Source organism: Nonomuraea sp. NPDC001684 (genome assembly GCF_053596515.1).
The window spans coordinates 34212-45697 of record NZ_JBSFGJ010000028.1; the positions used below are offsets into that span (position 1 = coordinate 34212).

Sequence of the window (11486 nt, forward strand, 5' to 3'; positions counted from 1 at the left end):
CGGATCTTCGGGCGCACGACACCACGGATTACCGATTCGCAACGGACTGCCGAACGGTCGCTCTCGATAGGGTACTGCCGTGAGCGACTGCCTCTTCTGCAAAATCGTGGCCAAGGAAATTCCGGCCGACGTCGTCTACGAGAACGCCAGGGCGCTGGCGTTCCGCGACATCAATCCGCAGGCCCCGACGCACGTGCTGGTCATCCCGCGCGCGCACCATCCCGACGCGGCCTCCATGGCCGCCGCCGACGACGGGCTCGCCGACGACGTGCTCAAGGCCGCGCACGCCGTCGCCGTCCAGGACGGCGTGGCCGAGGGGGGCTACCGGATCGTCTTCAACACCGGCCCCGGCGCCGGCCAGACCGTCTTCCACGTGCACGCCCATGTTCTCGGAGGGCGTGACCTCACGTGGCCGCCCGGCTGATATTGACGCGAGCAATCAGCCTGGTGCCGGATACGATGGGCGGAGAAGAACACCGAACAGACCGGGAGGCATCAGGCCGCTGGCCTGCCCATGTCCGAACTACATGAATCCCGACGCACGGCACCTCCCTCGCGCACTCAAGCCAAGGTGCTGATTCCGGACGAATACCCGATGGTCAGCCTCCTCGGCTCCCGTGACGAGCTGCTTCGCGTCATCGAGGGCGCCTTCAGGGCCGACATCCACGTGCGGGGCAACGAGATCACCGTCACCGGCAGCCCCGACGAGAGCGGCGCGGTCGTGCGCCTGTTCGAGGAGCTGGTCGAGGTGCTGCGCAGCGGGGGCGAGCTCACGCCCGACGCGGTCGAGCGGAGCATCGCCATGCTGCGCATGACCTCCGACCGTCCGGCCGAGGTGCTCTCGCTCGACATCCTGTCCTCCCGCGGCCGCACGATCAGGCCGAAGACCGTCAACCAGAAGCGGTACGTCGACGCGATCGACCAGCACACGATCGTGTTCGGCATCGGGCCCGCGGGCACCGGCAAGACGTACCTGGCGATGGCCAAGGCCGTGCGCGCGCTGCAGGAGAAGCGGGTCAACCGCATCATCCTGACCAGGCCGGCGGTCGAGGCGGGCGAGCGGCTCGGCTTCCTGCCCGGCACCCTCTACGAGAAGATCGACCCCTACCTGCGGCCGCTCTACGACGCGCTGCACGACATGGTCGACCCCGACTCGATCCCGAAGCTGATGGCCGCGGGCACGATCGAGGTCGCGCCGCTGGCGTACATGCGCGGCCGTACCCTCAACGACGCCTTCATCATCCTCGACGAGGCCCAGAACTCCTCGGCCGAGCAGATGAAGATGTTCCTGACCCGGCTGGGGTTCAACTCCAAGATCGTGGTGACCGGCGACGTGACCCAGGTCGACCTGCCCTCGGGCACGGTGAGCGGGCTGCGGGTCGTCCAGGACATCCTGGAGGGCATCCCCGACATCCACTTCGCCCGCCTGTCCAGCGCCGACGTGGTGCGCCACAAGCTGGTGAGCGACATCGTCGACGCCTACGGGCGCTACGACGCCACCCAGGCCGCCCAGGAGCCGAAGGCCATCCACCGGGGGAAACGACGCCCGTGAGCATCGAGATCAACAACGAGTCCGGCGTCGGCGTCGACGAGGAGAACCTCGTCGCGCTGGCCACCCACGTGCTCGGCGAGATGGGCATCAACCCGCTCGCCGAGCTGTCCATCGTGGTGGTCGACGAAGACGCCATGTCCGAGCTGCACGAGAAGTGGATGGGCGAGCCCGGCCCGACCGACGTGCTGGCCTTCCCGATGGACGAGCTGCGTCCCGGCGGCGGCGCGCGCGGCGACGGCGAGAGCCCGGCCGACCCGGCGCTGCTCGGCGACGTCGTGCTCTGCCCGCAGGTCGCGGCCAGGCAGGCCAAGGAGGCCGGGCACAGCGCCCAGGCCGAGCTGGAGCTGCTGTGCACCCACGGCATCCTGCACCTGCTCGGCTACGACCACGCCGAGCCCGAGGAGCACAAGGAGATGTTCGGGCTGCAGGCCCAGATGCTCGAGTCCTGGCAGGAGGTGCGCGACTCGCGGTGAACGCCTGGTTGCTGTGGGCCATCGCCCTTGTGATCATCGGTGGCCTGATCGCCAGTGCGGAAACGGCACTGACGCGCATCTCCCGGGTGCGCGCGGAGGAGTTCGTGCGCGAGGGCCGGCGCGGGGCCGATCGGCTCCAGGCCATCGTCACCGACCCGCCCCGCTACCTCAACCTGCTCCTGCTGCTGCGCCTGAGCTGCGAGCTGGTGGCGACGGTCATCGCCACGCTGCTGTTCATCGACCTCATGCACGACCAGGGCTGGGCCTACGTGGCCGCCGCGGCCGTCATGATCGTGGTGAGCTACGTCGTCGTCGGGGTCATGCCGCGGACGCTGGGGCGCCAGCACGCCGAGCCGGTCGCGCTGGCCGGGGCGCCGATCGTCTACGGCCTGACCCGCATCTTCGGCCCGCTGCCCAAGCTGCTCATCCTGCTCGGCAACGCCCTGACCCCCGGCAAGGGCTTCCGCGACGGCCCGTTCACCTCCGAGGCCGAGCTGCGCGACCTGGTCGACCTGGCCGAGGAGCGCCGGGTGATCGAGCCGGACGAGCGCGAGATGATCCACTCGGTCTTCGAGCTGGGCGACACGCTGGTCCGCGAGGTCATGGTGCCCCGCACCGACATGGTCTACATCGAGCGCGGCAAGACGATCAGCCAGGCGCTGTCGCTCGCGCTGCGCAGCGGCTTCTCCCGCATCCCGGTCGTGGGCGAGAACGAGGACGACGTCATCGGCATCGCCTACCTCAAGGACATCGCCCGCAAGATCCACGAGTCGGGCGAGGGCGGCGGCAAGGAGACGGTCGAGTCGATCATGCGGCGGGCCGCGTACGTGCCGGAGAGCAAGCCCATCGACCAGCTCATGCGCGAGATGCAGGCCCGGCAGATCCACATCGCGATCGTCATCGACGAGTACGGCGGCACCGCCGGCCTGGTCACCATCGAAGACGTCCTGGAGGAGATCGTCGGCGAGATCACCGACGAGTACGACCAGGAGGCCCCGCGCGTGGAGACCATGTCCGAGGGCGCGCTGCGGGTGACCGCCCGCATGCCGGTCGACGAGCTGGGCGAGCTGTTCGACACAGAGATCGAGGTCGACGACGTCGAGACCGTCGGCGGCCTGCTGGCCCACGCGCTCGGCCGGGTGCCGATCGCCGGGTCGCAGGCGGAGGTGGCGGGGCTGGAGCTGACGGCCGAGAGCCTGGCCGGGCGGCGCAACCGCATCAGCACGGTCGTCGTCCGCCGGGTCGCGCCGTCCGCGGAGGACGACGTCCAGGCCGCCGCCGACCGTGACTGACCACTTTGCGGGGAGATGTCGCAAGCGTTCTACAAGTCGTCTGCAAGCGGGGTCCGGCAGTCTCATACCTGACACCCGGTGCGGTGGGTGTCACGAGGAAGCGTCCGAACGCCGGGTGGGGTTCGCGGCCGGAGGGCGCTCCTGGGGGGACGACGGCGTTCCGGCCAGCTAGCCGGCCAGGACGTCGATCGGCGTAAAGGGTGTTCTCGTCTGGAAACCGGGCGAGGGCACCCTTTTTGCGTTTGGTGGAACCTCTGCGGAGATTGCCGCATTCGTCGCCGGGGGAGGCTGCGGTCCAGGGGGAATCATGAAAGCGCGGATCATCGTGTACGGGCTGCTGGCCGCGACCCTGGCGGGCTGCGCGGGCAGCGGCGGCGGGGCGGACGGGAAGGTGGCGGCCGTCGTCGACGCCCAGGCCATGGCCCAGCTCCGTGAGGTGCTCACCAGGCGGCCGAGCCTGCCGGACGGCTTCGCGCAACGGCCCGAGCAGGCCTGGCGGGTGCCGTTCGGCCGGGTGGACCAGGCGTGCCGGGCCGCGCTCGACGTGGCGGCCGGGCAGGCGCCCGAGGAGGGGCTCACCGGCCAGGCGGCGGTCAGCTACCAGGGGGACGGCCTGGGCGAGCGGGCGGCCGTCGGCCTGGCCAGGTACGCCGGCGACGAGGCCGAGGCGCGCTTCGACGACCTCAGCGACGCCCTGGAGTCGTGCAGGGAGATCCGGACGTCGGGCGGCACCGCCCTGCGGGCCCGCAGGCTGGACGTCGGCGACGCCGCCCGCTCCGGGGACGAGGCCGCCGCGGCACGGCTGCGCGGACGGCTGAACGGCTACCCGTACGCCCTCGACGTCGTGCTGTCGCGGGACGGCGACACGCTGGTGTCGGTCGTGCACGCGGGCATGAGCGACGTGGACCGGGACCGGACGAGGAAGCTGGTCGCCGCCCTGCTGTCGATGTCCACGGCCTAACCTGGTTCCCGTGACTCTCGATCCTGAAGACAGCAAGATCATCACCCTGGCGCGGGCGGTCAGGGCGCGCAACGAGGCCGCCGAGGGCGCCGCCGTGCGCGACGAGACCGGCCGCACGTACTCGGCGACCGGCGTCGCGTTGTCGTCGCTGAGGCTGTCGGCCGTGCAGGTCGCGGTGGCCATGGCCGTCTCCGGCGGCGCGCGCTCGCTGGAGGCGGTCGCGCTGGTGACGGCGGGCGAGCCGGACCCGGCTGACGAGGCGGTCGCGGCCGAGCTGGGCGTCAAGGCGCTGCTCGTGGCCGGTCCCGACGGCACGCTGAGGTCCTGACGTGGCCATGTCGCCGTTCCTGGCCCGGCTGCGCGCCAAGATCGGCAACGACCTGCTCATGCTGCCGTCGGTCAACGGGTGCGTCTTCGACCGCGCCGGACGGGTGCTGATGGCCCGGCACGGCGACGACGGCCTGTGGGCCACCCCCGGCGGCGGCGTCGACCCCGATGAGCGCCCGCAGGACGCGGTGGTCAGGGAGCTGCGCGAAGAGCTGGCCATCGAGGTCGAGGTACGCGGGCTGATCGGCGTCTACGGCGGCCCCGAGTACCGCACGGTCTACCCCAACGGCCACGAGGTGGCGTACGTCATCGCCATGTACGCCTGCACCCTCGCCTCCGGCACGCCGACCCCCGACGGCGAGGAGATCAACGACTACCGGTGGGTGACCGAGCACGAGGCCGGCGGCCTGACGACGCCGGCCTGGACACCTCTGGCGCTGCCCGACGCGTTCGCCTGGTGGCGTGAACATGGCAGCTGATAAGCGACAATGCACAATGTGACTTCGCCAGACAATCATCGCGCCGGATTCGCCTGCTTCGTGGGAAGGCCGAACGTCGGCAAGTCCACATTGATGAACGCCCTGGTCGGCGCCAAGGTGGCGATCACCTCGTCCAAGCCGCAGACGACCAGGCGGGTCATCAGGGGCATCGTGCACCGCCCCGACGCCCAGATCGTCATCGTGGACACGCCGGGCCTGCACCGGCCGCGCACCCTCCTCGGCGAGCGGCTGGACAGCCTGGTGCTGTCCACGCTCACCGAGGTCGACGTGATCGGCTTCTGCGTGCCGGCCAACGAGCCGATCGGCAAGGGCGACCGCTTCATCGCCGACAAGCTGGCGGCGGTGAAGAAGACGCCGGTGGTCGCCGTGGTGACCAAGTGCGACCTGGCGAGCCGGGAGCAGGTCGCCCAGCAGTTGCTCGCGGTGTCGCAGGTGGCCGAGTTCGCGGCGGTCGTGCCGGTGTCGGCGCAGTCGGGCGAGCAGCTCGACGTGCTGGGCGACGTGCTGATCGAGCACCTGCCCCAGTCGCCGCCGCTGTACGAGGGCGGGCAGCTCACCGACGAGCCCGAGCAGGTGATGGTGGGCGAGCTCATCAGGGAGGCGGCCCTGGAGGGCGTGCGCGACGAGCTGCCGCACTCGATCGCCGTGGTGGTCGACGAGATGATGCCCCGCGAGGGGCGCGACGACCTGCTCGACATCTACGCCCACATGTTCGTCGAGCGGCCCTCCCAGAAGGCCATCGTCATCGGGCACAAGGGCGAGCGGCTGCGCGACGTGGGCACCAAGGCCCGCAAGCAGATCGAGGCGCTGCTCGGCACGCGGGTCTACCTCGACCTGCGGATCAGCGTGGCCAAGGACTGGCAGCGCGACCCCAAGCAGCTGCGCCGCCTCGGCTTCTTCGACTGACCCCGCCGGTGACCCCGCCGGTGATCCTGCCGGTGATCCCGCCGGGCCGGGCGGGTCAGCGTGCGCGGCGCACCAGGGCCAGCACGGACAGCACCACGATCGCGACCGAGCAGGCCAGCGCGGCGAACCAGCCGAACCTGATGACCGGCTCGACCGACAGCAGCCCGCCCAGGTCGATGGAGAGCCGGTCGCCGACGCGCTGCGGGTCGGCGACGAACATCACCAGCAGCAGCGTGGCCACCGCGCCCGGCACCACCGCCAGCGCCGCCACGCGCGGCCGGCCGCCCAGCAGGCCCGTGACGCCGAGCGCCAGCGCGGCCAGCCCGGCGAGCAGCGTGTAGAGGCCCGTGCTGACGTCGACGCCGCGCACGTCGTCGGAGACGCCGGCGCCGATCAGGTCGCTGCGGGCCTCGACGCCGGCCCAGGGCATGATCGCGGTGAGCACCAGGAGGGCGGCCGCGACGGCGACGGCCAGCGCGGCGCCGCGGCGGGCGGACGTCGTCCGGGCGGGCTTGAGGTCATCGGCCACACGATCACTGTAAGCCGGGCCCCCGGCCCTCACCACCCGACGCGACGGACTCGTCACCAAGCCGAGCAGCGGGGGCGGCGGGGGACGGGGTCAGGGGGTGGACAGGAAGGCGCGGGCGTTGGCGGCGGCACGGCGGTCGCCGGTCTCGTCGAAGACCTCCAGGGCGGCCGCGGCCAGCTCGCGGGCGCGCCCGACGGCCCCCTCGGCCCGGTTGACCCCGGCCAGGGCCAGCAGCGCGTACGCGTCCAGCAGGCGGTCGCCGAGCCGTACGGCGATGCCCCTGGCACGTTCGGCGGCCGACCTGGCGTCGGCCTTGGCGCCCTGCGCCAGCCGTACGGCGGCCAGGTCGAGCAGGGTGTCGGCCTGCCGGTGACGGTCGCCCAGCTCCGTCAGGTGACCGACGGCCGCCAGGAGGTGGACGGCGGCCTCCTCCAGCCGGCCCGCGCGGCGCAGCACCGCGCCGAGCACGCGCTCGGCGTCGGCGGCGTCCCGCTGGTGGTCGGCCGCCTCCAGGCAGGCCAGCAGCGCCCGCTCGGCCTCCTCCAGCCGGTCCCGCTCCAGGTGCACCCGGCCCAGGCGGCGCCGGGTGTGGTTGACGTCGCGGGTGCGGCCCTGCCGCAGGAACATGCCGAGCGCCAGCCGCAGCTTCTCGTGGGCCAGGTCCCATTCGCGCTCGGCCAGGTGCAGGTCGCCCTGGCCGAGCAGGACGAGCGCCTCGCCCCGGTCGTCGCCGGCCCGCCGCGCGGACTCCAGCGCCCGCTCCGAGACCGCCCGCCAGTCGTCGAGGAACCGGTGCCGCTCCAGGTACGGCCCCAGCAGGTGCGCCAGCCGCCAGCACGGCTCGTCGAGCCCGGCGGCGTGCAGATCGGCCACCAGGCTCGCCAGGAACGGCCGCTCGGCGTCCAGCCACTCGACCGACTCCCTGATGTCCCTGGTCGCCACGGCCGTGGCGGGGTCGCCCGACACCAGCGAGAAGCGCGAGGCGCGCACCCGGGCCAGAACGAGCTCCGACACCTCGGCCAGCACGCCCGGCAGCGGCTGCTCGCGCGCGAACAGCCGGGTCAGGTCGTGCATGCGGTAGCGGATCTGGCCGGCCGCGTCCACGCCGTGCGTCTCCAGCAGGCCGGCGTCCACCAGGGCCTCGGCGCCGCCGCCGAGCCGGTCGGTGAGCCAGTCGGCGAAGTCGGGGGCCGACAGGGCGCCGAGGCCGCGTAACGTCCGCCTGGCCGGTTCGGGTAGCCCGTCGTAGCCGATGGCGAACACGCTGCGGACCGTCTGGTCGCCCGCGTGCAGCCGGTCGAGCCGCTTGTGCTCGTCCTCAAGCAGGCCCACCAGGTAGTCCACCGTCCAGTTCGGGCGGGCCGCCAGCCTGGACGCGGCGATGCGCAGCGCGATCGGCAGGCCGCCGCAGAAGCGGGCCAGCCGGTGCAGCGCCTCGTCCGCGGGCCGTCCTGAGCCGGCCACGAGCAGGGCCAGGGCGTCCTCCTGACCGAGCACGCCGACCGACAGCCGGGTCGCGCCGGTCAGGCCGCCCAGCGACGAGCGGCTGGTCACGACCGTCGGGCAGGACGTCAGCAGCGGGCGCACCTGGGCCTCGCCGGCGGCGTTGTCCAGCAGGACCAGCAGTCGGCGGTTGGCCGTGTAGGTGCGGAACAGGCGCTCGCGCTGCTCCAGCCCGGCCGGGATGGCCTGGGCCGGGCAGCCGAGCCAGCGCAGGAAGTCCTCCAGGACGGCCGAGGGGGCCGTGGTCTCGCGCAGGTCGGCGTACAGGATGCCGTCGGGGAAGGACTCGCGGGCCCGCCAGGCGGCGTGCACGGCCAGGGCCGACTTGCCCGCGCCGGCCTGGCCGTGCACGACGACGTGGCCGCCGACCACCCGGTCGAGCAGGTCGGCGCGGCCGGTGAAGTTCGCGATGTCCGGCGGCAGCAGCACCGGGGGGCCCGCCGAGACGTGCAGCGACACGTCGTCGTGGAGCATGCGGTGGTAGAGCAGTTGCAGCTCGGGGTCGGGCTCGATCGCGTGGCCGCCGTCGAGCTGGTCGCGCAGCACCGCGTACGCGGCCAGCGCGTCGACCCGGCGGCCGCTGCGGTAGAGGGCCAGCATGTACTGGCCGCGGAAGCGCTGCCACAGCGGGTGCTGCTTGGTCAGCCGTTTCAGCTCGGCCAGCAGCTCGCGGTGGCGGCCGGCGTCGAGGTCGGCCTGGACGCGGCGTTCCAGGGCGAGCAGCCGCAGCTCCTCCAGCTCCTCGCGCAGGCGCCGGGTCTCCTCCCACCGCTCGCCGTGGGGGTCGAGGTCCTCCAGGGCGGGGCCGCGCCACAGCGACAGCGCCTCCTCGTACGAGCCGCGGTCGACCAGCAGCCGGAACCGGTCGACGTCGAGCTGGTGGGCGCCGATCGCCAGCACGTACGAGCCGGACACGGTGGTGATCACGTCCTTGCCCAGGAGCTGGCGGAGCTGGCCCACGTACCCGCGGACGAGGGAGTCGGAGCGGTCGCCGCCCTCGCGTGGCCACAGCAGCCGGCGCAGCCGTTCCACGGTCAGCGGGCGGCCCGCGTTCAGCAGGAACATCGCCAGCAGGTCCCGGTGCTTCGGGGTCGTGGGGGTGCGATCCCGGCCGCCGTCGCGGACGTCGAGCGGCCCCATGATGCGGAATTCCACGCGGCCTTCCTTTTCGGAGGAGATGTCGATCAGAATGGCACATCTGATGGCTCCCCTGATTTCGTCCGACCCTCACCGCTTGGGCCGTTACTGGCTGGCCGCACGGCTGGGCGCGGGCGGCCAGGGCGTGGTCTACGAGGCGTACGGCGAGGCCGGGGAGCGCGTCGCGGTCAAGGTGCCCAGGTCCGACAGCGCGGAGTCGCGGTCCAGGCTGGCCAAGGAGGCGGCGGCGGCCCAGCGGGTGGCCTCGTTCTGCACGGCCAGGGTGATCGAGGCGCAGGTGGACGACGCGCCGCTGTACATCGTCAGCGAGTACGTCCCGGGGCCGAGCCTGCGCGAGGTGGCCGCGGAGGCGGGGGCGTACGAGGGGGACGCGCTGCGCCGCCTGGCGATCGGCGTCGCGACCGCGCTGACGGCCATCCACCGGGCCGGGATCGTCCACCGCGACCTCAAGCCGGACAACATCATCCTGGGCCCGGACGGCCCGCGCGTGATCGACTTCGGCGTGGCCAGGGAGGTGGGGCCGACCACGACCGGGCCGATCATGGGCACGCCGGGCTACATGGCGCCCGAGGTGCTCACCGGGCGCGCCGCCACCGAGGCGGCCGACGTGTGGGCGTGGGGGATGGTGGTGCTGTTCGCGGCGCGGGGGCGCGACGCGGTCGAGGCCGGCGAGCCGATGGCGGTCGTGGGCCGGGTGCTGGAGTTCGAGGCGGACGTCGCCGGGCTGCCGGAGGAGCTGGCCCCGCTGGTGTCGGCGGCCACCGCCCGTGATCCCGCCGCCCGTCCCGCCGCCGGGGACCTGCTGCTCCGCCTGCTGGGGGAGGGCGCCCGCCGGGACGCCGGCGACCCCTTGGCCCGTGGCGGGATCGTGGCGGGGGAGCTGAGGGGGCGGGCCGGGCCCGATCTGGGGGCGATCGCCGAAGAGCTGTACGGCGAGCTGAGCGAGGACGAGCGGACGGCCGTGCCCGAGGTCTTCCTGCGGCTGCTCGACGGCGACGGCCTGCGTCCCGTGGAGCGCGAGGAGCTGCCCGAGGCCAAGGCGGTCGACTCGATGCTCGCCGTGTTCGTCTCGGCGGGCATCCTGGCGCCGGGCGGTGACGCGTACGAGCTGGTCGCCCCCGGCCTGGTGCAGGCGTGGCCGCGGCTGCGCGACTGGCTGGCGGGCAACCGCGAGGGGCTGCCCGTGCACCGCCGCCTGGCCGAGGCCGCCGCAGAGTGGGACGCCCACGGCCGCAAGCCCGCCGACCTGCTCCAGGGCACCAACCTGGACCGCACGCTGCAGTGGGCCGCCACCGAACGCAAGGACCTCACCCTGGCCGGACGCGAGCGCGACTTCCTGGACGCCGCCGCCGGGCAGGCCCGCAGGCGCACCCGGCGGCGCGGCCTGCTCGCCGCCGTGCTGGCGGTGCTGCTGGTGGTGGCGCTGGGCGGGCTCGGCGCGGCGGAGTATCTGCGCAGGGAGTCGGCCCGGCAACGGGACGAGGCCCTGGCCAGGGAGCTGGCGCTGCGCGCCGCCGGGCTGCGCGAGCTGGAGCCCGCGCTGGCCGGCCTGCTCTCCGTGGCGGCCTGGCGGCTGGCCCCGGCGCTGATCGAGACGGCGGGCGCTCTGTACGACGCGGGCTCCCAGCACGTCACCGACGTGTTCGTGGCGCCGTACGTGGACGCGGGGAGCGTGCAGGCGCTCAGCACGGACGGTCACGTCCTGGCCTCCGTGACGGACGGCACCGCTCGCGTCTGGGACGTCCCGACCGGCCGGAAGCTGCACGAGCTGGCCGGACTCGGCGCGGGCGTGCGGAGCGTCGCCGTGAGCCTCGACGGCCGCCTGCTGGCCGCCCTGGACGACAAGGGCGTGCGGCTGTGGGACGCCGTCACCGGCAGCCGCCTCGGCGGCCGGTTCGCGAGCAGGGCGAGCGGGTTCGGGGCGCTGGAGTTCGACCGCACCGGCCGCCGGCTCGCGGTGCCGCACGGCTCCGACGGCGAGCAGTGGTGGGACGTCGCCACCCGTAAGCCCCTCACCGCCCCCGGCGGCGCGATACTCAACGGCGTCAGCCCCGACGGCCGCTACGGCTTCGTCGCCGACAGCGAGGACCGGTCGCAGGTGTGGGACCTGAGCCGCCGCCGGCGGCTGCACCTGTCGACGCTGCCCGGCACCGGCACCACCGTCGAGGCCAGGTTCAGCGACGACGGCCGCGCCCTCGTGGTCGACGCCGAGCCGACCGACGGCGACCTCGCCGAGATCCTCGACCTGCCGATCGAGCGGGAGCGCGAGCTGCGCCGCTGGGCGT

At 73.3% G+C, this 11486-nt stretch carries 11 protein-coding genes; 9 read left to right on the plus strand and 2 right to left on the minus strand.

All coding sequences use genetic code 11. The features are described from left to right. The first annotated feature begins 79 nt into the window (after window positions 1–79). From ACWCSD_RS08765 to era, 8 genes are all read left to right on the plus strand, one after another. Complete coding sequence (locus tag ACWCSD_RS08765; protein WP_358292033.1) at window positions 80–424, plus strand: histidine triad nucleotide-binding protein; 345 nt, start codon at window positions 80–82, stop codon at window positions 422–424. A 90-nt stretch (window positions 425–514) separates the two neighbouring features. Next, entirely contained in the window at window positions 515–1552 is a 1038-nt protein-coding gene (locus ACWCSD_RS08770) for a PhoH family protein (protein WP_352352470.1), read from the plus strand. Further along, a complete protein-coding gene (gene ybeY, locus ACWCSD_RS08775; RefSeq protein ID WP_352329052.1) occupies window positions 1549–2025 on the plus strand; it encodes an rRNA maturation RNase YbeY in 477 nt (158 codons plus the stop codon). The genes ACWCSD_RS08770 and ybeY overlap by 4 nt, the downstream gene beginning before the upstream one ends. Further along, on the plus strand, window positions 2022–3317 hold the full coding sequence (locus ACWCSD_RS08780; RefSeq protein ID WP_397160652.1) for a hemolysin family protein: 1296 nt from the start codon (window positions 2022–2024) through the stop codon (window positions 3315–3317). Before ybeY ends, ACWCSD_RS08780 begins: the two co-directional genes overlap by 4 nt. Window positions 3318–3624: 307 nt before the next feature. Beyond that, on the plus strand, window positions 3625–4278 hold the full coding sequence (locus ACWCSD_RS08785) for a hypothetical protein (protein WP_449913758.1): 654 nt from the start codon (window positions 3625–3627) through the stop codon (window positions 4276–4278). Window positions 4279–4288: 10 nt separating this feature from the next. After that, on the plus strand, window positions 4289–4606 hold the full coding sequence (locus ACWCSD_RS08790; protein ID WP_387672480.1) for a cytidine deaminase: 318 nt from the start codon (window positions 4289–4291) through the stop codon (window positions 4604–4606). Window positions 4607–4613: 7 nt separating this feature from the next. After that, window positions 4614–5084, plus strand: coding sequence for an NUDIX domain-containing protein (locus ACWCSD_RS08795; RefSeq protein WP_397161064.1), 471 nt, complete (start codon window positions 4614–4616; stop codon window positions 5082–5084). A gap of 18 nt (window positions 5085–5102) precedes the next feature. Next, the gene (gene era, locus ACWCSD_RS08800) at window positions 5103–6011 is read left to right on the plus strand and encodes a GTPase Era (RefSeq protein WP_449913760.1); all 909 of its coding nucleotides are present in this window, start codon (window positions 5103–5105) and stop codon (window positions 6009–6011) included. 55 nt (window positions 6012–6066) lie between these two features. Here the strand turns inward: era and ACWCSD_RS08805 are convergent, their stop codons facing one another. Then, window positions 6067–6540 carry a hypothetical protein gene (locus ACWCSD_RS08805; RefSeq protein ID WP_387672486.1) on the minus strand — a complete coding sequence of 158 codons (474 nt, stop codon included), beginning with the start codon at window positions 6538–6540 and terminating at the stop codon, window positions 6067–6069. Window positions 6541–6630: 90 nt separating this feature from the next. Further along, a complete protein-coding gene (locus ACWCSD_RS08810; RefSeq protein ID WP_449913761.1) occupies window positions 6631–9198 on the minus strand; it encodes a BTAD domain-containing putative transcriptional regulator in 2568 nt (855 codons plus the stop codon). A gap of 79 nt (window positions 9199–9277) precedes the next feature. Between ACWCSD_RS08810 and ACWCSD_RS08815 the strand changes: the two genes are divergently transcribed. Further along, window positions 9278–11486 (plus strand): protein kinase domain-containing protein (locus ACWCSD_RS08815; protein ID WP_449913762.1); only part of this gene is annotated, 2209 nt, incomplete at its 3' end.

Bases quoted from the DNA above. Each gene is read 5' to 3' on its own strand.
- ACWCSD_RS08785 (WP_449913758.1), top strand. From the start codon at position 3,625: ATGAAAGCGCGGATCATCGTGTACGGGCTGCTGGCCGCGACCCTGGCG.
- ACWCSD_RS08795 (WP_397161064.1), top strand. From the start codon at position 4,614: ATGTCGCCGTTCCTGGCCCGGCTGCGCGCCAAGATCGGCAACGACCTG.
- ACWCSD_RS08770 (WP_352352470.1), top strand. From the start codon at position 515: ATGTCCGAACTACATGAATCCCGACGCACGGCACCTCCCTCGCGCACT.